At 64.9% G+C, this 25,899-nt stretch carries 17 protein-coding genes and 1 pseudogene; 9 read left to right on the forward strand and 9 right to left on the reverse strand.

Features of this window, described 5'->3' with window-relative positions; genetic code table 11:
* Window positions 1–37: 37 nt before the first annotated feature.
* The gene (locus tag ACW171_RS05470) at window positions 38–3,055 is read right to left on the reverse strand and encodes a TonB-dependent receptor (RefSeq protein WP_492096081.1); all 3,018 of its coding nucleotides are present in this window, start codon (window positions 3,053–3,055) and stop codon (window positions 38–40) included.
* A gap of 362 nt (window positions 3,056–3,417) precedes the next feature.
* On the opposite strand from ACW171_RS05470, the gene ACW171_RS05475 reads away from it, so the two are divergent.
* Entirely contained in the window at window positions 3,418–3,618 is a 201-nt protein-coding gene (locus tag ACW171_RS05475) for a hypothetical protein (RefSeq protein ID WP_492096082.1), read from the forward strand.
* On the opposite strand, the pseudogene ACW171_RS05480 reads toward ACW171_RS05475, so the two are convergent.
* Window positions 3,597–3,741: pseudogene (locus ACW171_RS05480) on the reverse strand (IS5/IS1182 family transposase); the annotation flags it as partial. The gene ACW171_RS05475 and the pseudogene ACW171_RS05480 overlap by 22 nt on opposite strands.
* A 156-nt stretch (window positions 3,742–3,897) precedes the next feature.
* The gene (locus tag ACW171_RS05485; RefSeq protein WP_492096083.1) at window positions 3,898–4,830 is read right to left on the reverse strand and encodes a winged helix-turn-helix transcriptional regulator; all 933 of its coding nucleotides are present in this window, start codon (window positions 4,828–4,830) and stop codon (window positions 3,898–3,900) included.
* 251 nt (window positions 4,831–5,081) lie between these two features.
* On the opposite strand from ACW171_RS05485, the gene ACW171_RS05490 reads away from it, so the two are divergent.
* Together ACW171_RS05490 and ACW171_RS05495 are read left to right on the forward strand one after the other, a co-directional pair.
* A complete protein-coding gene (locus tag ACW171_RS05490) occupies window positions 5,082–5,510 on the forward strand; it encodes a nuclear transport factor 2 family protein (protein ID WP_492096084.1) in 429 nt (142 codons plus the stop codon).
* Window positions 5,511–5,548: 38 nt separating this feature from the next.
* Window positions 5,549–6,904 (forward strand): spinster family MFS transporter, encoded by a 1,356-nt coding sequence (locus ACW171_RS05495; RefSeq protein WP_492096085.1) that lies wholly within the window; start codon window positions 5,549–5,551, stop codon window positions 6,902–6,904.
* Between the two features lie 115 nt (window positions 6,905–7,019).
* Here the strand turns inward: ACW171_RS05495 and ACW171_RS05500 are convergent, their stop codons facing one another.
* Window positions 7,020–9,299 carry a TonB-dependent receptor gene (locus ACW171_RS05500; RefSeq protein ID WP_492096086.1) on the reverse strand — a complete coding sequence of 760 codons (2,280 nt, stop codon included), beginning with the start codon at window positions 9,297–9,299 and terminating at the stop codon, window positions 7,020–7,022.
* A gap of 182 nt (window positions 9,300–9,481) precedes the next feature.
* On the opposite strand from ACW171_RS05500, the gene ACW171_RS05505 reads away from it, so the two are divergent.
* The 6 genes from ACW171_RS05505 to ACW171_RS05530 are packed head-to-tail and all read left to right on the forward strand — an operon-like array spanning window position 9,482 to window position 16,462.
* Complete coding sequence (locus ACW171_RS05505) at window positions 9,482–11,311, forward strand: AMP-binding protein (protein ID WP_492096087.1); 1,830 nt, start codon at window positions 9,482–9,484, stop codon at window positions 11,309–11,311.
* Between the two features lie 26 nt (window positions 11,312–11,337).
* The gene (locus ACW171_RS05510) at window positions 11,338–11,868 is read left to right on the forward strand and encodes a nuclear transport factor 2 family protein (protein WP_492096088.1); all 531 of its coding nucleotides are present in this window, start codon (window positions 11,338–11,340) and stop codon (window positions 11,866–11,868) included.
* Window positions 11,865–12,641 carry an SDR family oxidoreductase gene (locus ACW171_RS05515; RefSeq protein ID WP_492096089.1) on the forward strand — a complete coding sequence of 259 codons (777 nt, stop codon included), beginning with the start codon at window positions 11,865–11,867 and terminating at the stop codon, window positions 12,639–12,641. The genes ACW171_RS05510 and ACW171_RS05515 overlap by 4 nt, the downstream gene beginning before the upstream one ends.
* Before the next feature lie 10 nt (window positions 12,642–12,651).
* A complete protein-coding gene (locus ACW171_RS05520; RefSeq protein ID WP_492096090.1) occupies window positions 12,652–13,464 on the forward strand; it encodes a DUF1295 domain-containing protein in 813 nt (270 codons plus the stop codon).
* 5 nt (window positions 13,465–13,469) lie between these two features.
* Window positions 13,470–15,302: an AMP-binding protein gene (locus ACW171_RS05525; RefSeq protein ID WP_492096091.1), complete on the forward strand. Its 1,833-nt coding sequence runs from the start codon at window positions 13,470–13,472 to the stop codon at window positions 15,300–15,302.
* A gap of 11 nt (window positions 15,303–15,313) precedes the next feature.
* The gene (locus ACW171_RS05530; protein WP_492096092.1) at window positions 15,314–16,462 is read left to right on the forward strand and encodes a thiolase family protein; all 1,149 of its coding nucleotides are present in this window, start codon (window positions 15,314–15,316) and stop codon (window positions 16,460–16,462) included.
* Here ACW171_RS05530 and ACW171_RS05535 read toward each other — a convergent pair.
* From ACW171_RS05535 to ACW171_RS05555, 5 genes are all read right to left on the reverse strand, one after another.
* Window positions 16,459–17,676 carry an acetyl-CoA acetyltransferase gene (locus ACW171_RS05535; protein WP_492096093.1) on the reverse strand — a complete coding sequence of 406 codons (1,218 nt, stop codon included), beginning with the start codon at window positions 17,674–17,676 and terminating at the stop codon, window positions 16,459–16,461. The genes ACW171_RS05530 and ACW171_RS05535 overlap by 4 nt on opposite strands.
* Window positions 17,673–19,166: a carotenoid oxygenase family protein gene (locus ACW171_RS05540; protein WP_492096094.1), complete on the reverse strand. Its 1,494-nt coding sequence runs from the start codon at window positions 19,164–19,166 to the stop codon at window positions 17,673–17,675. The genes ACW171_RS05535 and ACW171_RS05540 overlap by 4 nt, the downstream gene beginning before the upstream one ends.
* An 80-nt stretch (window positions 19,167–19,246) precedes the next feature.
* The gene (locus tag ACW171_RS05545) at window positions 19,247–20,707 is read right to left on the reverse strand and encodes an AMP-binding protein (protein WP_492096095.1); all 1,461 of its coding nucleotides are present in this window, start codon (window positions 20,705–20,707) and stop codon (window positions 19,247–19,249) included.
* A gap of 260 nt (window positions 20,708–20,967) precedes the next feature.
* Window positions 20,968–22,824 (reverse strand): hypothetical protein, encoded by a 1,857-nt coding sequence (locus tag ACW171_RS05550; RefSeq protein ID WP_492096096.1) that lies wholly within the window; start codon window positions 22,822–22,824, stop codon window positions 20,968–20,970.
* A gap of 40 nt (window positions 22,825–22,864) precedes the next feature.
* Window positions 22,865–25,801 (reverse strand): TonB-dependent receptor, encoded by a 2,937-nt coding sequence (locus ACW171_RS05555; protein ID WP_492096097.1) that lies wholly within the window; start codon window positions 25,799–25,801, stop codon window positions 22,865–22,867.
* Window positions 25,802–25,899: the final 98 nt, after the last annotated feature.

The following is a 25,899-nucleotide window of genomic DNA, read 5'->3' on the forward strand; positions in this document are numbered from 1 at the left end:
ACGCCCGTCAGGACGCCCCCTCCGGTCGGGGAGAAATCTAGAAGCGCAGGCTCAGACCCGCCGTGATCCGACGATCCGTCAGGCCGTTGTAGCAGAGCAGCGCGTCGTCATTGATGCAGAACTCGTTGGCGTCTTCGCGCGTCAGATTGATCGCCTCGATGCCGACGCTCGCCCAGCTGGTCAGGTCGTAGTTGACGCTGGCGTTCAGCTGCCCACGGTCATCGCTGACCCGCGGCACGTCGAACGCCGAGGTGAAGGCCTCGGTGTTGATGAAGTCCGACCGCCACGTATAGCGAACCCGCGCGCTCAACCCGTCCCGCTCATAGAAGATGGTCGTGTTGTACGAGTATTTCGACAGGTTCTCGAGCTCGATCAGATCCTGCGGCAGGGGGCTGAAACCCAGGTCGCGCGTGGTGTTGCGCGACAGGCCGATGGTCCGGTAGTTCTGAACATCTCCCCCGGTTTCCTGGTAGGTGAAGTTGCCGATGAAGCCGAAGCCGGAGGCCCAGCCCAGGCGATCTTCGAACTGCGACAGGTCGTACTGCAAAGCCACCTCGACGCCGGTCTGGGTTGTCTCGCCATCGACGTTGAAGGTCGAGGTCAGGGGAACGCAGATGCCGACTTCGCCACGAGCGGGATTGTTCTGGTTGATGATGGCGATGGGGTTGTAAACCCCGCCCCCTGGGCAAGCCTGATCGCGGCTGCGATTTGCGACGCCGCCCACGGCATTGTCCGGCGGGCTTTCGGTTACGCTGGCGAACAGGTTGTCACGCACCTTGTGGAACACCCCCACGCTGATCAGGCTGGCGGGGGCGAAATACCACTCCGCGGCCAGATCGAACGACAGAACCGCCTCGGGCTGAAGCTCCGGATTTCCACGAACAACGGCGCTGGTCTCGCTGGTGACGAAGGTCACCGAGGAAGACAGATCATTGAAGTCCGGCCTGCGGATATCGCGGGCGATGCCGCCCCGGATGATGACGTCCTCCGCCGGTTCGGCCACGATGTTGAAGCGCGGCAGCCAGAACTCGTAGGACGAGGCGTTCTGCGCCTGCACCGTCGTACCGCCGGTAGCGACGGTGTTGCCTACGGATTCCAGATCTGTGGTGATGTAGCGCAGACCCAGGTTTCCGCGCACCGGAAAGCCGAGGGCTTCCGTCTCGTAGTTGGCCTGCACATAGGCGGCAGTCGTGTCTTCGGTGATCTCGAAGAAGGCGCTCGCCTGTGACGTCGGCACCCGGATTTCGGCGATGTTCGATCCGTTAGCCGCATTGCTGGCGACGATGGCGGCGTTCAGCGCGGCCAGGGTTCCCTCAGGATCGCCGAAGGCGCGCTGGCCATCGACGATCAGGAAGTCGGGGAAGTAAAGCCGCCGGTCGTCCGCGGCGTTGAAGTTGTCCGGGCCAGGGGTCAGCAGACCCGCGAACAGATTGCCGCTAGGCCGGAAGAACGAGTTGGTCAGGTTTGTGAAACCCGTCGTGCCGGTGACGTTGTCGTTCACCGCGCTCGTCTGGTTCCAGCGCAGGCCGGCGTCGATCGAAGTGATCAGCGGCAGCATGTCGAACGTGTCGTAGGAGGCGTCGAAGCGCAGCGCCTTCTCTTCGTTCTCACGCAGGTTCCGTGATTGTGCCACCTGGTGCAGGCGATAGTTGGCCGGGTCGCGCAGCATGGCGGGGGTGGGCGTGGACGCCAAACCCTGGGCGATGCCGAATTGCAGCGTATCGTTCCTCAGATCGAACTCGATCGGCACCCCATTGGCTAGGCTCAGCCCCCGAACCGGACGCGGCGAGTTGGGGTTTACGAACTCCAGCGTGGTGTTGAAGCTGGGCAGGAAGGAATCCGACGTCGACAGCGCCGCCTGACCGCTCAGGGTCAGCCGTTCGCCGGTCCATTCGAAGCCCGTCGACCAGACACGGCTTTCTGTAATCCGCGATCCAGTGTCGCTGGTGGTCCGCAGATAGGGCGCGAGGTTGCCGTTCAGGCGCGGCTGGATGATGCCGGCGACGGCCGCCTGAACGGTGCCCAGATTGATGTCGCCGTTCGGCCCCTGGGCCGTGCCCAGATTGACCGTCTCGAACGCGGTGTTGTCGGTATTGTCGACCACGCCGTTGTCGGACACGGTCGAGATCTGCACCGTCGAACTCTGCTCCGCCCGCTGCTGATCGTTCAGAACGGCGTCGAAATAGAACTTCAGATTGTCGGTCGGCTTCCACTCCGCAGAACCCGCGAAGTTCTGAGTTTCATACTCGAAATTATCATAGTCCTGGTTGAAGAACTGGATGCGCAGGAACGGAAACGCCTCGGCGCTGGCACGGCCCGAGGTCGGGGTCACCACGGCGTCGCGGTCGACCCGCGGACGGAAGGCGGCCACGTCCTGTTCGGCGTAGCTGAAGCTTCCCACCAGGCCGATTTCGCCGATGCCGGTATCCCAGCGACGGCCGACGGTGCCGGAGTAGCGCGGCGTCGCCGTGTCGGACAGGTCGCTGTATTCCGACTGTGCGCGCACGGCGAACAGGGGTTCGGTCAGGTCCAGCGGACGGATGGTGCGCAGGTTGATGGTGCCGCCGACCGACCCTTCGATGGTCGCGGCCTCCGAAACCTTGATCACTTCGACCGACGAGATCATCGAGGCGGCAAGGTCGTCGAAGCTGATGCCTGACCGGCCCGAGCCCGACCCCACGGTCGAGACGCCGTTGATCTCCACGCGGTTGGCGTCCGTACCCCGGATCTGCACGCCCCGGCCGACTCCGGCCTCGCGCGTGATCTGGATGCCGGTGACGTTCTCCAGCACCTCTGCGAGGTTCTGATCGGGCAGCTTGCCGATGTCCTCGGCCTGGATCACCTCCACCAGATTGTCGGCGTTCCGCTTCTCCGTCAGCGCGTTCTGCAGCGAGGCCCGGATGCCGGTGACGATAATCTCATCCACCTGATCCGCCGTCTCTTCGCGGGTCTGGCCGTCCTGGGCGAAAGCTGTTCCCGCGACCATCAGCGACGTACTGGCCAAAAGCGTCGGTATCAGCCGCCGGCCGAACTTCACCCGTCCCTTGATACGCATAATTATGGACCTCCCAATCCAACTTTATTGTTAGCTAGGAGGCTGGATTGGCGAGGCATATCTGTCAACCTATATCGACATCCAAAGAGCCTGTTATTTGCATACCAATTTAAAGGACCAATCGTGGGCGCACACGAATAGGAGATCGGCACGCTGAGCTTTCAAGTATCTCGATCGACCAATCGGCAGCGCCAAGCAGCAATGCCCGAGCAATGCACTTTCTCGGGATAGAGACCACAGACCCTATCAGGCCAAACTTAGCTCGACGGTAAGGGAACCCACTTAGTGGTGCCGGCCTGCCGAAATCGACCAACCCTTTCCGCTACTTCGACAACTCGCCTGAGGTAGTCCGGACCGTGGACATGACGTATGTTAAGTCCCCGCTGTCGCTCCGAAAGGTGGCTGACCTGCTGGCCGAGCGGGGCATCGATATCTGCTACGAGACGGTGCGGCTTTGGTGGAACCTTTCGGCGCTCAGTCCTGCCACCGGACAGGCCCTGCATCATCCGGATGCCCCCCTGCGCCGCTTCCCGCAATTCTACAGCGTCTTGTGTGGGCCATAGGCCGCCGGCGCGTCATGTCGTCGAAGCCCGTTGCGATGACGGAGATGATCCCGCTCAGCATTGGGCGATCGCCCATTCTGGCCTGCCGTGGCTCTTGGGAAAGTGCGGCCTGAGCCGCTCCATCTGCTCGTCGTCAGCCAATCAGGGGCGCTCTTATTCAGTCTCCTTGCAGAGCCTGAAGAAGATCGAGCGCATCACATCAATGGGGCCTGAGCCTAGAACGGACCGACGCCCTGACCGACGCCCTGACCGACGGTTCAGCGGGTCCCGGTAAGATGGTCAACCATCGTCCGGCAACCGGGTGGTGGCGGCATAGACAGGGTCGAGGCATTGATCGCATACCATCAGCGGCTTCATTTTCTGACCGCAAGCTCCGTGCAGAAGAATCTCAGGCGCGCCCTGATCGTCGCTCAACCACTCGTCGCCCCATGACATCAGTGTGGCGATGATGGGGAACAGGTCCAGGCCCTCAGGTGTCAGCCGGTATTCGGATCGTGCCGGGCGGACCTGATACTGAATTTTCACTAGGACCCCCCTGGCAACCAGAAGCGCCAGACGATCGGCAAGGATATTGGTGCCTGCTTTCAGGGCGCTCTGAAACTCCGTGAAGCGCCGACAGCCATAGAAGGCGGCCGCCAAAGTGTGGGTGGTCCAGCGGTCGCCAAGGATGTCGATCGAGCGTTCGATCATTGGATGAAGCTGTAGAGCGCTATCCTCGGGCATGGGCGCTGCGGCCAGAGTCGAACGGCGCTGCAAGCGGGCTTTGGGGGCAGGCTCGAGACCCGCGCCAGGACCATCGATCAGACTGACGCCGCGAGCGGTCACCGGCTCGCGACAGGCTCCACACACCAGGGTCGGCGTGAACGTCTTGCCGCACGTCGAATGGACCAGCCGATGCGACTTGAGTTCGCTGTCGTAGTGCCAGCGCTTCTCCCAGCCCAGCACCGCCAGGGCTGTGGGATACAGACCGACACCGGCGCGGGTCAGCACATATTCGTACCGTGCGGGCCGGTCCTGATATTTGCGTCGGTGAAGCACCTTCGACTCTTCGAGCCGCTTCAGGCGGTCCGCGAGAATGCTGCGCGCCATGCCGGTCAGCCTTTGCAGCCCGTCGAATCGCGTTTCGCCGGAGAAGGCGGCGTAGAGAATCAGCAGGCTCCAGCGATCGCCGACGATGTTCAGCGCGCGCGCCGCCGAACTGACGCGGACCAACTGGGATGTACCGGGCGTTGCAGCCGCCGCGGCGGCGTTTCCATGTAGCATTGTTTCAGGTGTGCGACCCAGCGCCCTCGAGGTCAAGCGCGGCCGAGACACGTTCGTCTCCGGCGCTGTTGCCGTCTCCATAGTAACTTGTATAGTGAAACTGACAAGGCGGCCGCAGAGCCGCCGGGATCGGAACGACCAACGAAACACGGGCGAGACGGCGTTCCCGCCGCTGCCCAGCCGCGTGAAGGGACCGAGGCATGGCCGGACACTACGAGATACTGAAGACGCTGATCGAAGCTTGGAAACAGGCGGATATCGAGGCGGTCGCCAGCCTGATGACCGACGATATCGTCTGGCACTACGCTACCGCGATCGCACCGCCGCTGATCGGCAAGACGGCGTCGGTGGAGTTCCTGACCAAATTCCGTGGAACGATGGGCGAGGTCACTTGGCGCATCTTTCACCACGCCGAGTCAGGCCCCCTTCTCTTCCTCGAGGGGGTCGACGAATACGTCGGCAACGACGGCGTGCGCGTCGCCGCACCCTATGCCGGCGTGTTGGAATTCCGGGACGGAAAGGTCTGCGCCTGGCGCGACTATTTCGACATGGGACTGGTGAAGCGGATGAAGGCCGCCGAGGCGGCGCCTGACTACGTCGAGGCTCTGATCGCCCGCCCGGCGGTCTGAATCCTCCCCTTTTTCCTCAAATCGAAGGACTGGATCGCATGAGCGAGTCCGCTGACACCGGCGCGGCCCCCAGCCGCGCGGACCTGAAGCCGTGGGCGTGGCCGGCGCTCGGATGGTGGGCCGTCACCATCCTGACCTTGGCCTATACGGTCTCGTTCGTGGACCGGACGATCATCAGCCTGCTGATCGACCCCATCAAGTCGGATTTGAATCTCAGTGACACCGAGATTTCCCTGTTGCAGGGCCTCGCATTCGGCATCTTCTACGCCATCATGGGCCTGCCCCTCGGCTGGGCAGCTGACCGGGTGCCGCGCCGGTCTCTGATCGCGGCGGGGATCACCTTCTGGTGCGCGGCGACAGCTCTGTGCGGCCTTGCCCAGAATTTCTGGCAGCTGTTCTTGGCGCGGATGGGCGTGGGTGTCGGTGAAGCGGCCCTGTCGCCCGCCGCCCTGTCCTTGATCAGCGACCTGTTCCCGCCCGAGAAGCGCGCCCTGCCGATCGCGGTCTATTCGGCAGCCTCTGCCGTCGGCGCCGGTCTGGCCCTGGTCATCGGCGGGGCAGTGATCGCCCTCGTCGCTACGGCCGAGACTATCACCCTGCCCGTCTTCGGCGCCTTGCGCCCCTGGCAGGCCGCCTTCGTTCTGGTCGGCCTTCCCGGATTGATCCTGGCGGTCCTGATGTTCACCATCCACGAGCCCGGTCGTCGAGGGCTGGACGCGAGCAAGGCGGCCGTCGCGGCTACCGGCATCGCTGAGCAGCCCTTTCTGACCCGGCTGAAGGAGCAACGCGGCTTCTATCTGCCCCACTACGCCGCCTGCGCCATCTACACTGCGTTGGTCTACGGCGTGCTGTCCTGGGCTCCGGCCTTCTTCATGCGTAAGTATGGGATGACCCCAGCGGAGGTGGGCCTGCAGTACGGCCTGGTCGTGCTCGTCTTCGCGGGTGCGGGGCCCATCGTCGGCGGCCTGATCGCCGGCAAGCTGTCGCGCGGCGGCATGAAGCTGGCCAACTTCCGCGTCGCGGTCGCAGGCATGATACTAACCGCGCCTTTGCTGCTGGCGGCCGTGGCCATGCCGAGCGCTGGCCTCTCACTGACGGTCTTCTCGGTGGCGCTGGTGTCCTTCTCCCTGCCCGGCGGCGTGGTCTTGGCCGCGCTTCAGGATGCCACGCCCGCCGCCCTGCGCGGTCGCGCGTCGGCCACCTACTATCTGGTCGTCAGCATCATCGGGCTCAGCGTCGGTCCGATCTCTGTAGCTCTGTTGACGGACAGGCTGTTCGGCGACCCTGCTGCCGTGGGCTGGTCCATCGCCGTGGTCGGGCTGATCGCTGCCCCGGTCTCGGCTTTCCTGATGCACCTGGGCAGCCGCAGTTACCTGAGGACACTTCCGGCTTGAGACCGGCCTGCGGTTTCGGTCGCGGCGTCTTCTACACAAAAGAGCCCCCGCGATCAGATCGCGGGGGCTTTCAGTTGTCAGGAATGCAGGCTGGGGAGGCCTTTCGGCCCCTCCTTCAGAAGTCGGCGCGAAGCTCGATGCCGACGGTGCGGCCCGGTGCCAGATAGGTCTGGTAGGCCCCGGACCACAGAACCGCATCGATGATGCGGAAGGCGTAGGTCTCGTCGAACGCGTTCTCGGCGAAGGCCACCAGTTCGTACCGGTCGTCCAGACGGACCCCGGCGCGGAAGTTTGCGACGCCATAGGCGGGCTGCATCGTGGCGGGGTTAAGGTCGCCGCCGAACGTCACGTCATCACGCCAGGAATACTCGCCCTGGACGTAGAAGGTGTCGTTCTGACCGAAGTCGAAATCATGCCGGTACGAGACGTTGAACTGATAGCGGGGCGAGGCATTGACCTGCTTGCCCGACAGGTCCTGCCCCACGGTCGGCAGACAGGTCCGCGCGAGCGTCGAGGGCACGGTACAGGGTGCCCCCTTGTACTCGTCGAACACGGCGTCGACGAACGAGAACCCTCCCATCAGGGTGCCGCCGTCCCACGGGATAGATTTGAAGTCGACTTCGAGTCCCTGCGTCCTGACCTTGCCGGCGTTGCGCAGGATGAAGGCGGCGGTGGTGCCATCGAACTGACTGGCCTGGAAGTCCGTGAAGTCGCTGTGGAACAGGGTGCCGTTCAGGACGAACCGCCCGTCGTTGAACCGCGTCCTCGCGCCGAGCTCGAAGTTCAGCACCGTCTCTGGACGAAGCACCGCCGACTGCGGGTTCGTGCTGAGGAAGAAGGGCGAGCTGATGGACACATCCACCGCCTTGCCCTTGTAGCCGCGTGACACCGATCCGTAGAATGACATGGCATCGTTCAGGATGTAGCGAGCACCGAACCGCCCCACCCAGTTGGTGTCGTCGTCCGAGACGGACGACCGGAATGTGCCGGGGAAGGCGAAGAAGTTACCTGACCGCGTGCCTGACGCCTCAACTTCCTCCTTCAGAAGACGCGCTCCGCCGAACACCTGCCACTGGTCGGTCAGGTCATAGGTGGCGTCCGCGTAGACAGCCATATTTCGGACCGCGACGTCCAAAGGCACCGTCGTCTCGCCCAGTCCGAACGGCGTATTGCTGCCGCCCTTGGTGGAGGTGAACTCATGCAGGTCCTGGTCGTAGAAATACAGGCCGAGAACATACTGCAGGCGCGACTCGGGCGCCGATAGCAGCTGCAGTTCCTGGGTGAACAGATCCAGGTCGCGGCGCTGGATCGCGAAGCTACCGACGTCGATGTCGATGCGGTCGCCGTCGTTGAACTCGTACTGCTCCCATTTGCGAGCGCCGGTGATCGACTTGATCGTCTGACCGCCGCTGAGCTGGTAGGCCAGGGTCAGGACGGCGTAGTCGCTGCGCATCTTCTCCTCGACGCCCTGTTCGGAGATCGAGACCCGGTTGTCCGGGCTGGGCGTCAGGCCGTTGGCTGTCAGGCGCGGGATCAGGAAGGTGTTCGTCAGCCCGCCGCGGACCGCTTCCAGCCCAGAGAAGGTGCGGGTGCAGCAGTCGTCGTCGCGTTGTTCGTAGGTGTAGATGAAGTCGGTCGTCAGCGGACCACTTTCATTATTGACGTGGAAGCGGGCGCCCCAGCGGTTGCGAACGTCTTCGGTTCCGCCGCGGATGGCGTTGGTGGTCCAGCCTTCGTTCTGGTCCAAATAAAAGCCCGCCAGACGAACCGAGGTGTTCTCACCGATCGGCCCGGTCACGGCACCCTCGACGCGGATTTCCTCCATCGCCTCGCCGTAGCGGACGATGCCATAGCCGCCGAACACGTCCTCTGGGGCATTGCTGACGACGTTGATGGCACCGGCCGACGCGTTCTTACCGAACAGGGTGCCTTGCGGCCCGCGCAGGACCTCGACGCGCTGGACGTCGAACAGGTCCGACAAACCCGATGCGGCAGGCCCAGTCACGACCCCGTCGATGATGGTCGAGACGCTCTGCTCGGTCCCGGCGTTGAAGGCGGCTGAGCCCACGCCCCGCACCCGAAGACCGGAGCCGGCCGAGGACTGGGAGCCCTGGTAGCTGAGAGCCGGGGTGACGGCGAACAGGCTGTCGATCTTGGTGATGCCCTGGCGTTCAAGGCCTTCGCCGTCCAGCGCGGTGATCGAGATCGGCACCTCGGACAGGCCCTGGTCGCGACGCTGCGCCGTGACCACGATGTCGTCGATCCGGTCGGTCCGGTCCTGCTCTGCGGCCGGCGTCTGGGCTGGAGCCGTCTGGGCCATGGCGGTGCCGGACTGGAGTGCCCCGATGGTAAGCGCGATTACGGCGCAACTGCGCGCCAAGGCTGACTTCCTCATGTGTTTCCCATCCCTATGTGTGACTTAGTGTCACTTTTATAGTGAGACTGACGATACTCGCTTTTTCGAGCCTGACAAGTCCGTCTCACTAAGCAAGACACCCCTTGCATCGCGCCGCGATCCAGTTACTTTCATAACGAGACTATCAAGGCGCGCGCTAATGATGCGCCCGGGAGGACAACATGGCCGACGACCGGCTGCATCCAGACAGGGCGCGGGCTCCGTTCCGTCCCGCAGGGTTTCTCGATGTCGATCTGGACATCGAGCGCCGCCCTGACGGCGTCATCCTCATGCGGTCGCGCCGGCCGCTGGACGCGTATGAATCAAACATCCCCGCCGCCTTCGCCGAGGTCGCGGCGATGAAAGCCGATCAGCCCGCCCTGCGCTTCCGGGAGGGTCCGGACCGCCAGTGGACGACGATCGAGTATGACGAACTGAAGGGCCGCATCGACTCCTTCGCCCAGTGGCTTCTGGACCAGAATATCCCGGCTGGGCGGTCGGTCATGCTGCTGGCGGCCAACACCCCGACCTTCGCCGTGGCGCTGTTCGCCTCCTATGCGGCAGGCGTTCCCGTCTGCCCGGTCAGCGTCCAGTACGGTGCTCTCGGCGGCGACTTCGGGCGCCTGAAGCATGTCGTGGACCTGACCGAGCCGGCCATCGTCGTGGCCGAGGATACCCTCCTGCTCAGGGCCGCGCTCGAGACGCTGGACTGGGCCGACGCCCGCATCATCACAGCCGATCCTGCCCTGCTGACGATCCCCGCAACCTCTCTCGATACCGTTCTTTCAACTCAGCCGACCGAGGCCGTCGCCCGCTCCATCGCGCAGCTGGACACTGATGCGGTCGCGGCCATGATGCTGACCTCCGGCTCGACAGGCATGCCCAAGGTCGTCGGCATCACCCTCGACAACCTGGCCTCCAACTCCGCCCAGTGCTTCCAGGCCATCGGACGCGAGGCGGGCTGGCGCGAGGCCATGCTGGACTGGCTGCCCTGGCACCACGCGGCGGGCGCATTTGTGCTCCGTACCACCCTACTGAAGGGCGGCGTCCTCTACATCGACGACGGCAAGCCTGCACCCGGCCTATTCGACGAGACCCTCAAGAACCTGCGCGAGATCCCCGTCAGCTTCTTCAACAACGTCCCGCTCGGCTATGCCCTGCTGGCCGATGCGCTGGAAGTCGATCCGGCCCTGCGCAAGACCTTTTTCTCGAAACTGCGCGTCATGCTTTACGGCGGTGCGGGCCTGTCCCAGCCCGTATACGACCGGCTTCAGGCCATGGCCGTCGCCGAGACTGGCCACCGCATCCGCCTGACCACCGGCTATGGCTCCACCGAGACGGTCTCGGCCTTCATGCTGATCCATTTCGACACCGACGAGGTCGGCATCGGCCTGCCCTCTCCCGGCGCGACTGTGAAACTGGTCCCCTGTGGCGATGGTCGGTACGAGGTGCGCGCCAAGGGCCCGAACGTGGCGCGCGGCTATCACAAGAACCCTACCCGCACCGCTGAGGTCTTCGACGACGAAGGCTTCTACAGCATGGGCGACATGGCACGGTTCCACGATCCGGAGACGCCGGAGCGCGGCCTGGTCTTCGCCGGCCGGACGGCGGACGAGTTCAAGCTGGCGAGCGGCGTTTTCGTCCACGGCGGTGCCTTGCGCGAGGGCCTGCTAAAGGCCCTGTCGCCTTGGGTAACCGACCTCGTCCTGTGCGACGACGACCGCCCCTTCCTGACCGCCCTCGTCTGGCCCTCCGCCAGGGCGCGCGAGACCGATGCCGCAGTGTTGAATGCCGCCCTCGCCGAGGCTCTGGGCCATTTCAACAGGTCTCAGGGCGGCTCGAGCGGCCGCGTCCAGCGCGCCCTGCTGATGAAGACGCCCGCCGACCCCAACGCCCACGAGATTTCCGACAAGGGCACCCTCAACCGCCGCACCATCGTCGACCGCCGCGCCGCCGATCTGGACAGGCTCTACTCCGACACCCCCGACACCGACGTCATCCTGGCCGGCTGACCGCCGCCGATCCGAGGACACACACCATGGCTCATCCCCCCGAGATACAGGCCCTGCTGGACAAACAGGCCATCGCCGAGGTCCTGACCCGCTACACGCGCGGGGCCGACCGTGGCGACGCCGACCTGATCGCCGCCGCCTATCATGACGACGCGACCGAGGATCATGGCGGCACATTCAGGGGCACAGCGGCAGACTACGTCGCCGGCCTGCGCAAGATCCTGCCTCGCTCCGGCATCATGACCCACTGCGGCACCAACCTGCTGATCGAGTTGCAAGGCTCCGACAAGGCTCTGGTCGAAAGCTATCTCCTGACCTTCGTGCGCATGAAGAAGGACGGAGAGGAGTTCGACACCCTCACCCTCGCCCGGGCCATCGACAATTTCGAGAAGCGCGACGGCGAATGGAAGATTGCAGCCCGGCGCCTGACCTGGGAATGGCATCACGAGATGCCAATGCGCGAGACCTGGGCGCGCGGCCTGATCACCGCCGACCCGTCCAGCCTGGTGCGCGGTGCCAAGAAGCCCGACGACATCCTCTATCAGGTGACCGCATGAGCGGCATGATCATCGAGGGCGCTGTCGCCCTGGTGACCGGCGGCAACCGTGGCATCGGCGAGGCCTTCGTCATCGCCCTGCTGGAAGCCGGTGCCGCCAAGGTCTGGGTCGGCTCGCGCGATGCTTCGGCCGCCGCCCATCTGGAGGCAGCCTACCCCGGCCGCGCCGTGGCCGTAGCCTTGGACGTCTCAAAACCCGAACAGATCAAGGCGGCCTCGCAGACCTGCGGCGACGTGTCGATCCTGATCAACAACGCCGGCGCCTTCAACGGCCTGACGCTGATGACGGCGCCCGACATGGCCTCGATGCGCGAGGAGATGGAGGTCAACTATTTCGGCGTCGTCGGTCTGTGCCGCGCCTTCGCGCCGATCCTGAAGGTCAACGGTCGCGACGGCCGCTCGGCCATCGTCAATGTCCTGTCCACGGGCGGCATTCTCGCGGCCCCGGTCATGGGCGGATATAGCCCGTCGAAATTCGCCGCCCGCGCCGCCAGCACCAACATGCGCGCCGAACTAGCGGGTCAGGGCACCAGCGTATCGGCCCTGATCGTCGGCTCGGTCGAGACCCGGATGTCGGCCCATGTCGCGGGCGCCAAGGAGAAGCCGTCGGACATCGCCGCCGTCGGCCTGACCGCCATTCGCAGAGGTCAGGACGAGGTTGATACCGACCGCATGTCGGTTGAGGTCCGCGCCGCCATGGCCCGCGACCCCAAGGCGCTGGAACGCGCCATGGCGCGACAACTGACCGCCACCACCATCTCGACCGGCCGCTGAGGGGAGCACCATGCTACAAGACATTCTGATCCTGCTGGCGACCAATGCGGTCGTCGTCTTCGCCCTAATGATCGCCCTGTGGCTTGTCGGTCTGAAGATCCGCGACGTGACCTATGTCGACGCCTTCTGGGCGCTGAACATGGTCATCGTGGCCATCGCCACCTGGTTCACGACTCCCGACGGGGATCCGACACGCAAGGCGCTTCTGGTCGGTCTCTGCGCTCTGTGGGGCGTAAGGCTGGGCGGCTACATGCTGTGGCGCTGGGCAGACCACGGGCCGGATCGCCGCTACAAGTCCCTGCTCGGCCGGGCCGAGGCGAAACAGGGCCTAAGCTTCGCCCGCGCCTCCCTGACCATGGTCTTCCTGACCCAGGCGCCGCTGCTGTTCATCGTCTGTCTGCCGGTCCAGTTGGGCCAGATCGCCGGCCAGCCGCCAGTCGGCGTCGTCTCCTGGATCGGCGCGGCCCTGACCGTCTTCGGCGTCACCTTCGAGAGCATCGGCGACTGGCAGCTGACCCGCTTCCGCAAGGATCCGTCCAAGGCCGGACAGGTGCTGGACACCGGCCTGTGGCGCTACACCCGTCACCCCAACTATTTCGGCGATGCCTGCGCCTGGTGGGGCCTGTGGCTGATCGCCGCCGAGACGACGCCCGGCCTGTTCGCCGTCGTCGGACCGGCCCTGCTGACGTGGACCTTGATGAAGTGGTCGGGCGCGCCGACGACCGAGAACCGCATGCGCAAGACACGCCCCGATTATGAAGCCTACATTGCGCGCACCAGCGGCTTCGTTCCGATGCCGCCCAAGCGGATCGCGGAGCACTGAGCCTCATGACCGACCGGATCGCCGAAGCCCCCTATCGCGACGCGCAACTGCTGCCGATCGACCTGGAGGTGGAACGGCGAGATGACGGCACAATCCTGATCACGTCGCGCGTGCCCCTGGCCGACCACGACTGGAATCTGCCCCGCCGCCTCGCCGAGGTGGCGGCGGCCCAGCCTGACATGCCGGCCCTGTCACGGCGCGATGGCGGCACGGGCGACTGGCGCACCGCCAGCCATGGTGAGCTGAAGCGGCAATGCGACGCGGTCTCCCAGTGGTTGATCGACCACCCGACGTCCGGCCCCGTGCTCATGATGGGGGCCAATTCGGTCGCCATGGCCGCATTCATCTTCGGCACGATGGCGGTCGGCGTCCCCAGCGCCCCGGTCAGTCCCCAACTGGCCTTGATGGGGGGCGACCTGGCGCGGCTGAAGCACGTGCTGAAGCTATTGAAGCCAACGGTCCTGTTCGTCGAGGACGCCCGTTTGTTGGCCACCGGGCTGAACGCTCTGGACATGTCCGGGGTCACGATCATCACCGGCACGCCCGAGGCCCTGACCTATCCGTCGATCCCGCTGGCCGAGGTCCTCGCCACCCCGACCACGCCCGCCGTCGCCGAACGGATCGAAGGCCTGACCTCGGCCGGCACGGTCCAGTTCCTGCTGACTTCCGGCTCGACCGGCCTGCCCAAGGCGGTGCCGACGTCGCTCGCCAACATCGCCGCCAACAACGCCGCCAATCTACAGCTGACCAGTCTGGCCTGGACCGAGGAGGTGCTGAACTGGATGCCGTGGCACCATGCGGCGGGCGCCGGGATCCTGCGCGCTGTCCTGCTCACCGGCGGCCACATGTATCTTGACGACGGCAAGCCGATCCCCGGCCTGTTCGATCTGTCGGTGCGAAACCTGAAGGAGCGGCCGGTCCGCTACTACGTCAACGTCCCCATGGGGTTCGCCCTGCTGGTCGATGCGCTGGAGGCCGATCCGGCCTTCCAGACGATGTTCTTCTCCGAGTTGCGGCTGATGCTCTACGGTGGCGCGGCCCTGTCCCAGGCCCTGTCTGACCGGCTGCAGAAGATGGCCATCGAGCACACCGGCCACCGCATCCTGATGATTTCCGGCTATGGCGCAACCGAGACCACGTCCGGTTTCATGGCCATCTACGACTACACAGAGACCGTGGGCCTCGGCCTGCCCCTGCCTGGCCCGACCATCAAGCTGGCGCCCAACGGCGAACGCTATGAGCTGCGGGTCAAGGGTGCGACGATCACCTCCGGATATCACGACGACCCCGAACGCAGCGCCGCCGCCTTCGACGAGGAAGGCTTCTACCGCACCGGCGACCTGGCCCGTTTCATCGACCCTCAGGATCCCGATCGCGGCCTCGCCTTCGCCGGGCGTCTCGCGGAAGAATTCAAGCTCGCAACCGGCGCATGGGTCTCCGGTGGAGAGATGCGCGAGACTGCTCTGCGCGCCCTGTCGCCGCTGGTGACCGAGCTGGTTCTGGCCGACGACAACCGCCCCTGTCTCTGCGTCCTCGCCTGGCCATCGCCCGATGGCGTAAAGTCCGAGCTGGGCCTGCCGCTCGCCGAGACTCTTGAGTCCGGTGCCCTCGCTGAGGCCCTGCAGGCGCGCCTGGACGCGTACAATCGCAGCGTCTCGGGCACCAGCCGCCGGATCGAGCGCCTGTCCCTGTTGTTGACCCCGCCCGACCCGAACGCCCACGAAGTCTCCGACAAGGGCAGCATCAATCGCCGCGCCGTCCTCGATCGCCGCTCTGCCGATGTGGACCGTCTGTACGAGACGCCCGTCCCGCCCGGCGTCGTCGCCACCACCGCCTGATCGGAACCGCCATGCCCGCCTATATCCAGGACGCCGTCCGCTCCCCGCGTGGCAAGGCCCGCCCCGACGGCGGCTTGGCCTCGATGAAGCCGCATGAGTTGGTGGCCGGGCTAATCGACGCGCTCGACGACCGCAACGACGGCACCGCACGCCAAGCCGAGGGACTGATCCTCGGCGCCGTGGGACAGGTCGGAGCCCAAGGTGCCAACGTCGCCTTGGTCGCCAAGATGCACGCGGGGCTGCCCGATGAGGCCTTCGCCTTCAGCCTGAACAACTTTTGCGTCTCGGGTCTGACCGCGATCGGACAGGCGGCGCGGATGGTCGAGACGGGCACGGTCGCTTCGGCGCTTGCGGGCGGGGTCGAGATGATGTCGCGCGTGCCTTTCATGGCGGACAAGGCCGACTACTACGAGGACGCCAGCTTCCCGAACCGCATCCGCTACATCCCCGTGGCCGTGGCCGCCGACCGGCTGGCCGAAGACCTGGACATAACGCGCGAGGAGATGGACGCCGCCGCCCTGACCTCGCAGCAGCGCACGGCGGCAGCTGAGGGCACCGCCCTTACCGCCTCCCGCATTTCGCTGAACGGGCTCACGACCGACGAGGCCGCTCGAGCCTCCACGACCGCTGAATCCCTCTCCGCTGTCCCGGCTGCTTTTGGACCACTGGCTGCACAGTATGCCGATGCTCTGGGTGGCCGCGCCCTCGACCACCGTCACACCGTCGCCCACGTCCCGCCGATGAGTGACGGCGCAGGGCTCGCCCTCATCTCGGCCAAGGCTGACGGAGCCCGCGCCAGAATCGTTGCCTATGTCGAGGCCGGCGGCGATCCCGAGGCCTCCCTGACGGCCGGCTTCACCGCCATGGACAAGGCTTTGGCCCAAGCGGGACTGGCGCTCGCCGACATGGACCGGATCGAGTTCATGGAAGCCTTCGCCGTCACCATCGCCCTGTTCCTCAAGACGCGTGACGTGACGCCCGACCGCGTCAACGTCGGCGGCGGTCACCTGGCCAAGGGACATCCGATGGGCGCGACCGGTGCCATCCTGCTGTCGTCCCTGCTCGACGCGCTGGACGCCTGCAAGGGCCGCTACGGCCTCGTCGTCGCGGCGGGCGCGCAGGGCGTTGGCGCCGCCATGGTGGTCGAACGTCTGGGCTAGACTCCGATCACCAGGCTGACGGTCGTGGTCGTGGATCCGCCGATGTTCAGCGTCTGGACGGTCTTCGCCGCTTCGACCTGATTGTCGGCCGCCGTGCCCGTGGTCTGTCGGAAGGCGTCCAGCGCCATCCGCACCCCGGTCGCCCCGACGGGGTGGCCGCAGCCGATCAGGCCTCCCGACGGATTGATGGGCAGTTTCCCGCCGATCTCGATGTCGCCCGCCTCGATGGCCTTCCAGCTCTCGCCCGGAGCCGTCAGCCCCAGATGGTCGATGGCCATGTATTCGGTCATGGAGAAACAATCGTGCGTCTCCACCGCGTCGATGCCGCCCAGATCGACGCCCGCGCGAGTGCGGGCATCGTCGATGGCCCGTTTCACCTGCGGGAAGACGTAGGCGTCCGACGCACTGGCCTCGACCTTGGTGCGATAGCGGATCGGCGCCGAACGGTGACCCCAGCCCTTGATGCGCGGCAGGCTTTCCAGAGGCACGCCCCGGCGTTTCGCGTACTCAGCCGCCCGCTCCGGCGAGGCCAGAACGATCATCGCCGACCCGTCCGTGACTTGGCCGCAGTCGGTCTTGCGCACCCTCCCTTCGACCACCGGATTGGCCTCGTCGTCGTCGGTGAAGCTCAGGTTGGTGAAGCCCCAGCTCCGCGTCTGGGCGTTCGGATTAGTCTTGGCGTTGCTGAAATTGATCTCGGAAATCCGGCGCAAATGTCGCTCGTCAATGCCGTAGCGGGCGTCGTACTCGTCCGTCAGGTCAGAGAAGGCGCGCGGCCAAACATAGGTCGCGTCCTCGAACTCATGCCCCGTCCAGGCCGCCGCACCCAGATGCCGGGCCGCCTCCACACCGGGAACGTTGCGCATCATCTCCAGCCCCAGGACGGCTGCCGTCCCGTACCGACCGGACTCGATGTCCGCGCAGGCCGCGAGGATGGCGATGCTGCCCGACGCACAGGCCGCCTCGTGTCGCGACGTCGGCATACCGTCGAACCCGGCGTTCGACTGGGCGAAGAAGCCGCCCAGCAGTCCCTGGCCCGCGAACAGGTCGCCGACGAAGTTGCCCACGTGCCCGACGTCGATATCGCCCGGCTCAAGAGCGACCGAGGCCAGACCCTCGTCCAGCGCCTCAGAGAAGCCGTCGGCGATCTCCATCCCCTCGCGAGCCCAGTTCTTCGAGAAGTCCGACTGCCAGCCGCCGAGGATATAGGTCACCGGCCCAGCTCCGCCTGAGACGCGCGGATGGTCTCGCCCTGTGACCAGGTCGCATGGGTCCCGCTGGACATCCGGCCGGGCAGAATGATGCGGCATACCGGCCCGTCCGCCAGCTTGCGCGCGTCATAGATCACGCATTCCGATCGATCCTCGATCAGGTCGCTGATGAATGTGATGAGATAGCCGTCGTCCTCCTCGGTCGCCCCGACGCGCGGCGCGAAGCCGGGCTCGGACCCGTAGCGCTCAGGCCCGAAGTCGATCGTCCAGCTCTCGCCGGTGTCCATGTCGTGCTTGACCAGGCCGGTGAACAGGAACCAGCCGGGCTTGGACACGGCCGAGTAGGCGTAGCGATACTTCACGCCCGCGAACTGGTTGTTGATGATGCCGAACTCCAGAATCCGGTCGTCCAGCTGGGTCTCGGTCGTCTCCCCGGTCGCGAGATCAAAGCGCCACCGGTGCAGCCGGGGCTTGATCATCGCCTGATCCAGGAAAGTCATCAAACGCTCGTGGCCAGGCCAGGCATCGGGGCTCGTTTCCGGCACCGGGTCGTGCTGGAAATAGCCGTCCATGACGATGGCCTCGCCGTCCTCCCAGGCATTGAGGAAGTGCAGAACGTAGGTCGGCTCGGCCTCGAACCAGCGCACCTCGGCGTCGGTCCCGAAGCGCGGGATGATCCCGAACCGTGTCTTCATCTCCGGATAGAACCGCGACACATGCACGCCCCGCTCCAGCAGGTTCGGGTCCCAGAACAGCGGGAAGTCGTTCAGGATCGAATAGTTCGTCGTGAACGCCATGTCGTGCGGCAGACGCGGCCCGGGCAGGGTCACGGGCGTCAGATGCTTCAGCACATTGTCCGCCCCGACAACGCCGTAGTGCATGTAGGGCGGTGTCTTGGAGTAGTTGAAGAACATCAGCTCTCCGGTCTTCTCGTCCACCTTGGGGTGGGCCGAGATGCCCTCCGGCGGACACCAGTCGTCGGTGCCCAGGGCCTCCAGCGTGTAGGGATCCATCCGGTAAGCCTCCCCGCATTGGTAGAAGGTCGACAGGATGGCACCGGCATGGATGATCACGTCCGTGGACGAGGAGTCCTTCAAGCCGCCGTGCGCGCCCCAGCCCGGCCGTTCGGACTTGGCTGGATTCTCCGCCAGCCCGGCCCACAAGGCGCGCCCGGCTTCCTGTTCGGCCTCGAACCCCTTGGTGCGGACGAAGCGGTTGCGATAGGTCGCCTTGCCGTCGCGCAGCGCCATGACGTGCAGCATGCCGTCGCCGTCGAACGGGTGATAGCGGCCGATCGGCTCGTGCAACGGGTTCTCGGTGTTGCGGACATAGACGCCGTCAATGTCGCTCGGGATCGTGCCGATCACCGGCATGTCCTCGGCGTCATGCTCCTGATGCTGGGGCGTCCAGGCCCCGGACATGTAGGGGTGGTCCTCGGTCGTCAAGCTGACCTTGAAGGCGGCTCGGCCTGCGCCGGTGCGTTCGATGCCCATGGCATCCTCCAGACAAATCGACAGGCTTTCGCCTCGGTGCGTTTCGTTACGATACCATCCTGATACGCCTTGGCTAGCGATTAAGTCTCGTTACGCAAGTGAGCCTCCAATCGAGCTTCGCGCAGTGCACGGCGGCGCACCTTCCCGGCGTCGTCGCGAAGGATTTCAGTCGTCGCCTCCAACGACCGCGGTCGCTTGAACGGTGCCAAACGCTCTGCGAGGAAGGCGTTCAGCGCCGCCTGGTCCAAGTCCGCGTCGGTTTGCACGATAGCATGGGCCCGCTGGCCCAGGTCTGCGTCCGGTAGGCCGATCACGACGCTGCACAAGACGCCGGGGAAGGCGTCGATCGCCGCCTCCACCTCGGCCGGATAGATGTTCGCCCCGCCCGAAACGATCAGGTCTACTCGCCGATCCGCCAGGAACAAGAACCCGTCCTCATCGACATAGCCCATGTCGCCGAACGTCTCCCAGGGCCCAGAAGTCCTGGCCTCGGCCCCGATGTAGCGATAGGTCGCTCCCTGCCCCCGGTCCGGCAGGAAATAGACCTCGCCGATCTGGCCCGGCGCACACTCTGTCCCTTCCTCGTCAAGCACCTTCATGCTGTAGCCCGGCAGGACCCGCCCTACCGATCCCGGTCGCTCCAGCCAGTCGGCACCGTTGATCGCCGTCCCGCCCATGGATTCGGTGCCGGTGTAGATCTCCCAGATTGTCTCGACACCGACCCAGTCGATCCATGCCCGCTTCAGCCATGCCGGACAGGGCGCCGCGATGTGCAGAACGGCCTGTAGCGACGAGATGTCGAACTTCTCCCGCTGTGGCGAGGTCCAGATCCGGTGCATCATCGTCGGCACCTGAAACAGCCAGGTCACGCGATGGCGTTCGATGAGACTCAACGTCTCGACCGGATCGAACCGGGGCGTCATCACGACGTGCATCCCCCACCCCAGCGCCATCACGTTCACGCCGAACGGTGCCGAGTGATAGAGCGGTCCAGGGTTGAGGACGACGTCGCCCGGCAGCATGGCCAGAACCGGCATGTCCGGGTCGTTCAAAGCTGGAGCGCTGTCCACAATCACCTTGGGCCGCCCCGTACTGCCGCCGCTGGCGATGGCCTTGAGGCAGGGAGAAGTGACGCTCGGAAGGGGCGACGGGTCGCACTCGGGATCATAGGTGGAGTCGGCGCTGACGTTTGGCCATGCCGTCAAACGGGTCGCGTCCTCAATCACCACGATACGCGGTTCGAGCAGGTCCAGAATCGCCTCAAGTTCTGCGTCCGCCAACTTGTGGGACAGCGGCGCAGGCGTGGCGCCCAAAACCCAGACAGCGTAGGCGATCTCAAGAAATGCCGCGCCGTTAGGTAAGACGATCGCGATGAAGTCGCCCTGACGCACGCCCAGCCCTGCGAGCATCCTGGCACGGCGGTTCACCCGCTCCGCCAGTTCTCGCCGAGAGAGCGTTACGCCATCACAAGTCAGCGCGGGCCGGTCCGGATCCCGCGCCGCCTGGATGTCGAGAAGGTCGCCCAACGGATGCGGCGTCATCACCGCACCGCCAGGGGGCCTTAAAGTGCGAGCCGCCATAGTCACCACCACTCAGTTCATCTCACTATGAAAGTGAGTTAAGTCGATATGGAGGTGTCTGGCGAGACCTCAGCAACGTAGCGATCAAAACTGGAGACGATTTGTCAGATGACTGGGTGCACCGCCACCGGCCTGCCGCCGCGATAAGCGAAGCGGGCTTTTGAAGCTGTAATTTCAGGGAGGGATTGAAATGCTCCCGCCAACAGATGCCTACGCCGGGATCAGCTGAAAGCCAGGACCATGTCGTAGATCAAAGGAGTCCGGCCGGTGACATAAAGCCGCTTGCCGGGAAGGGTCAGTTGCCCACGCGCCCAAGAATATTGTTCGCCCGAGGATATTATGACGGGCGTGTCTCCATTCCCCGGACCGACGTTCAGTCGATCATCTCCCACGACGTAGGTCGCCTGCCCCTCGACAAGGTGCACACCGCCGTCGGGGAGCGGTGTCCCTCCCTCGAGTTGGCCGCCATCGCGCAGCGTGATCTCGATCGACACCTCGACCTCGTCTTCGCCATCGGCCTCGAACCGGAGTCCGTAGCCAGTTGCTTCGGGTGTGGCCGTCATGCTCAGCCTGAGCACGCGGAACTGTGCGGGCCGATGGCTGAAATCGAGTGAGCTGTTGAAGCGGCCGTCAACCGACCGGCTCAGGGCGTAGGCACCGTCTGCATCGCGGCGCTGGGCAGGCATTGGCAAATAGTATGGCACCCGCATCTCGCCAGTCAGCCGTACTACGCCGTTGTCTTCCACGGCGACGGCTGAGGGCCGCCACTGTCCCATGCTGAAGAAATTCGGCGTCATCCGGATCGCATCAATCACCAGACCGCCCTTCCACAACCGCGCGATGGTCGGGTTCGTGGCCAGACCGGAACCGATCATGTTGTAGAAGGGCGAGGGTTCGCCATCCGCGAACCAGTCGCTGCCGGCGAAGAAGCTGGCGGTCATCTCCCCTCTGCGTTCCCGCACCAGGTTCACCGTCTCGAAGTGCCGCTGCAGATCGACGAACGGCGACACAGGCGTCGGCAGTGGGCGGGCGAGTTCTGGCTCGTCGATGATGTTGGTCAGGGCGTCGCCGAGCTGGCTGCTGTCATTCTGCTCGATCCAGCGCGCCACACCCGCGAAGCGGGCGTCGTTATCCCTCTGCGCCAACTCGCGGAACTGGAGGTAGTAGGGATGCAAGGTCTGCGTGGTCTGGGCCTGGTCCTGACGTCGCGACAGGATCGTTTCAACGTCGCCGTAGAAGGGCTCGGAGAGGTCGATGGTGGCTTGCAGATTGCGACGGACCAGGGCGCGCAGACCTTCATGTCCAGGCATATGCGCCAGACGCAGCAGGGACGGATTGCTGACGGCCTGGGCGTAGTTGGAACTCTGCTCCGAGTAGAAGCCTTCGGCGTTTATATCGATGCCCTCGGCCAGCCACTCTTCGACGCGGGCGCGGTAGGAGGGGTGTGGATCGACCTTGTCGATCTTGTACAGCGCCGCCGACAGTTCCCAGCGGTGGTTCGGGGTGTGGATGCCCCCCGTGCGCAGAGCCGGACCCGCCTTGCGCATCATGGCGACGAGACGCTCAGAGACGTCGAGACTGAGGGCGTGACGGCTGGTCTTGAGCGCGCCCAGCACGGTGGCCATGTCCTCGATCAGGAAGGCGGAATCCGGCGGCGAGTGGCGGTTCCCGCCGCTGAAGGTGCCGTCGTCATGCTGGGCCGCTTCGACCCGCGCCAGCAAGGTCTGGATCGGCGCTATCAGCGTCTCATCCTCGAAATAGCGTGAGTCCGGCCAGATGAAGGGCGTCACCAGACGGCGCATCTGGCGCAACGTGCCGCGCGCGCCGCCGTAGCCTGGTCCACCCGATGAGGCGAGTGCCGCTTCTACCAATCCATCAGCGGCTGGGGTCAGCAAAGCCAGCGTCGCCGTGTCCTTGGTCCCCGCCTGGGCGGCTAGCGCCGGAATCACTCCACCGGAACCGACTGCAAGGGCGGCCGTCGTGCCGGTCAGGAAGGTGCGTCGAAGCATAGTGAACTCCTCGGCCCGACCGGGTCGGGCAAACTGTCTTTGCTCCCCAGGTTCCGGCCGGCGCCGCATGGAGTACGGACGCCGGCCGGGGTTGCCCGGGGAGGAACGATCAGAAAGCGGTGCGCAGCGTGACCGTATAGGTCCGACCGTCATAGTCGGCCTTGCGCGGCAGGTTCAGCTGGTTCTCGTATTCCACGCGGATCGAGTTGGTCAGGTTGTAGGCGTCGAAGCCGATCGTGGCCCAGTCGTTGATGTTGTAGGACGCCGACAGGTCAAGTTGCCCCCGCGACCGCACCTGACGGGCCGCGCCGGTGAAGCTGGCGGTCGAGGCAAGATCATAGGCGTTGCGCCAATTGTAGACCATCCGGATGCCGAACTGGTCGGTCTCGTAGAACCCGATCAGATTGACATTGTGCTTGGACACGCCCGGCAGGGTGGCTTCGGCGCCCGCCAGGGTCTTCCCGCTGATGGTGGTGTAGGCATAGTTGAATCCGCCGCCGAAATGGCTCCAGATCCCCGGCAGAAAGTCCAGCGACTGCTGCAAGTTCAGCTCGAGCCCGCGCACAGTGATCGGGTTGGGCTGGTTTGTGAAGCCGGAGGCGTTGACGAGGAAGGGTTGAACCACTCCGCCGACGTCGGTGTAGGTCAGGCTGCTTTCGCAGCGGTCGCCGTTGATGCGCAGGGTTCCAATTCCCAGTCCCCCGCCGTCCGCCGGGCACAGTCGACGCGGATCTGTGATGGTGGCGATCAGGCCGGTGATCTCCTTCTGGAAGCCGGCCAGGGAAATAATGCTATCGGTGCGGTTGTACCATTCGGCCGAGATGTCAAACGAGTCGGCCTCATAGGGCTGCAGGCTCGGGTTGCCGAGAGTGACGGAATAGACGCCGTTGTTGGGCGCGCTGACGACCGTGCTCGGCGAGAACTGCAATGGCTGGGGCCGGACGTAGCTCTTGTAGGCCGCGGCGCGGACGACGACGTCCTCGGTGATGTCGGCCAGCAGGATGAAGGAAGGCAGCCATTTGTCGTAGTCCTGTCTGTAGGTCCGCTCCTGGAAGTCGTTCGGCGAGCCGATCACGCCGGTCAGGGACACGCGCGTCAGGGCGTCGATCTCGTTGGTCGCCTGTTCATAGCGTAGCCCGGCGTTGCCGCGCAGTCGGATATTGCCCAGATCAAAGTCGTATTTCACCTGGCCATAGGCCGAGAGGATGTCGGTCCGGTTAGTGAAGTTGTCCAGCTGATAGGCGTTGTTGGCGTAGTTGATGTTGTAGCCCGAGGGCGACAGGGCTCCGCCCGGATAGACCGTCACCGGACGCAGGGCCGAGATTGCGCGGGGTAGGTCGATGATCTGCCAGTTCTGCGTCGGCGCGCCGCCGTGCCCGCCCATGAAGTCTGTCGCGAACGGCGCGGTGATCAGGAAGTCCGGCGTTACGTTCCCGATCGGAATACCGAAGGCCATAATCCGGTAGCCCTCGGCCGTGAACTCGCTGGTCTCATAGCCGACGCCACCCTGCAGTGCGCTGATGATGCCAATGTCCAGCATGCGCTCGACATCCACCCGGGTTGCGAACAGTTCGTTGGTGCCGAACGTCTGCGTGCCCTGGAAGTTGAAGCGGTTGCGGCGAAGCGCTGTGTTGGCGTTGTCGAACCAGGCTCCGGACGTCGCGATGCCGCCCCAGACGCCGGTGCTGATCCCCGCCGTGGTGAAGACCGGGTTCGGCGTCAGAGTCTGGATGTGGCCGCCGATGTCGTCACCGCCGGTGACCAGTCGGCCCGTAACGCCGTTGCCGGCCGCGGTCTGCAGCGTCTGGAAATCGACGCTGGTCTCGACCGAGTCGTTCTGGGCCTTCGACAGGGCGGCGATCCCGTGGATGCGCCAGTCGTCATTCTCCCAGTCGCCGGTCAGATTGACGCCGTAGACCTGCTGATGCTGGCTGAATGCCCGGCTCGACGATGTCATGTCGGGGTTCGAGAAGCTGAAATCCTCGACGACATAACGGCCATCATCCATCCGCGTCGGCGCGGTGTTGGCCGTCAGCCGGCTGGTCAGGTTGTTCGAGGTGATTAGCAGATGCTGTGCCGTATTGGGCAGGTTGCGGTCGGAATAGAAGCCGGTCAGGCCGATCTTGGCCTCGTCGCTGATCCGCCATTCAGCTCCGGCCGCACCGGTGATCAGCTCACCCTCGTTCAGACGCACGTATTGGCGATGCTGGGCATCGTAGAGCACGCCGGCGGTCGAGGTCGTGCCGGTGCAGGACGGGCAAGCGGCCGACGGTGCGTAGAAGGACCCCAGCATGCCGGCGTTCGCCTGGGCCTGGGCAGGCGTGAAGGCGGCGTAGCTGTTGAAGAGAATCGAATCGCGACGGAAGTTTTCCTCGCGATAGGCCAGGACGCCGAAGACAGCGAAGTCGTCGCTGAAGTGATGGTTGTAGCTGACGGTCGCCGCCGGCGATCCGGTCTCGCCCAACTCGTTGTACTCGTAGGCGACCTTGCTGGAGCCGCCGTCTGTGCGAGCCAAGGCGCCACCGATCTGCAGATCCACATTCCCGGAAAGGCCGCCGCTCTGTGCGTCAGCGAGCGGCGACTTGTTGACGATGATGCCGGTGAAGATGTCGGAGTTGAAGGCACCCAGGGGCGCCGACTCGCGCAGGATTGGTTCGGCGAAGGCGACGCCGTTCAACGTCAGGCGCGAATATTCGCCCGGCAGGCCCCGCAGGTTGATCGTCGCGTTCCGTCCCTCGGCTTCGCGATTGAGCTGGACGCCGGGAACCCTCTGCAGCGCTTCGCCGACGTTGAGATCGGGGAAGCGCCCGAGGCCATCGGACGAAATCCCGTCGGTGATCGCCACCTCATCCCGCTTGGCGGCAATGGCGTTGGCCTGCGCACGACGGAAACCGGTGACGACGATTTCATCGACCTGGGTCGTGTCATCAGAAGCCGGCGCGGGATCCTGCAACGGCGCGGTCTGAGCCCAGACCGGCGTGCCCGCCAGGGCCGTCGCGCCCAGCAAAACAGACATCAAAACGCGATTGTGCGGACGAATAGCCATATCGATAAACCTCCCCATCCGCCCTGTTCCGAGCGTGACTTCTTGTTGAGGAAGTTAGAATGGGTTTTTCATATTGTGTCAATCGTGCCGTTTCCATT

It is taken from the genome of Brevundimonas sp. FV1ye28, from assembly GCF_058681135.1.

Coding starts and splice junctions, on each gene's coding strand:
- ACW171_RS05545 (WP_492096095.1), bottom strand. CDS start 20,707: ATGACGCCGCATCCGTTGGGCGACCTTCTCGACATCCAGGCGGCGCGG.
- ACW171_RS05510 (WP_492096088.1), top strand. CDS start 11,338: ATGGCTCATCCCCCCGAGATACAGGCCCTGCTGGACAAACAGGCCATC.
- ACW171_RS05530 (WP_492096092.1), top strand. CDS start 15,314: ATGCCCGCCTATATCCAGGACGCCGTCCGCTCCCCGCGTGGCAAGGCC.
- ACW171_RS05525 (WP_492096091.1), top strand. CDS start 13,470: ATGACCGACCGGATCGCCGAAGCCCCCTATCGCGACGCGCAACTGCTG.
- ACW171_RS05505 (WP_492096087.1), top strand. CDS start 9,482: ATGGCCGACGACCGGCTGCATCCAGACAGGGCGCGGGCTCCGTTCCGT.
- ACW171_RS05500 (WP_492096086.1), bottom strand. CDS start 9,299: ATGAGGAAGTCAGCCTTGGCGCGCAGTTGCGCCGTAATCGCGCTTACC.
- ACW171_RS05495 (WP_492096085.1), top strand. CDS start 5,549: ATGAGCGAGTCCGCTGACACCGGCGCGGCCCCCAGCCGCGCGGACCTG.
- ACW171_RS05515 (WP_492096089.1), top strand. CDS start 11,865: ATGAGCGGCATGATCATCGAGGGCGCTGTCGCCCTGGTGACCGGCGGC.
- ACW171_RS05475 (WP_492096082.1), top strand. CDS start 3,418: ATGACGTATGTTAAGTCCCCGCTGTCGCTCCGAAAGGTGGCTGACCTG.
- ACW171_RS05470 (WP_492096081.1), bottom strand. CDS start 3,055: ATGCGTATCAAGGGACGGGTGAAGTTCGGCCGGCGGCTGATACCGACG.
- ACW171_RS05520 (WP_492096090.1), top strand. CDS start 12,652: ATGCTACAAGACATTCTGATCCTGCTGGCGACCAATGCGGTCGTCGTC.
- ACW171_RS05490 (WP_492096084.1), top strand. CDS start 5,082: ATGGCCGGACACTACGAGATACTGAAGACGCTGATCGAAGCTTGGAAA.
- ACW171_RS05550 (WP_492096096.1), bottom strand. CDS start 22,824: ATGCGGCGCCGGCCGGAACCTGGGGAGCAAAGACAGTTTGCCCGACCC.
- ACW171_RS05540 (WP_492096094.1), bottom strand. CDS start 19,166: ATGGGCATCGAACGCACCGGCGCAGGCCGAGCCGCCTTCAAGGTCAGC.
- ACW171_RS05555 (WP_492096097.1), bottom strand. CDS start 25,801: ATGGCTATTCGTCCGCACAATCGCGTTTTGATGTCTGTTTTGCTGGGC.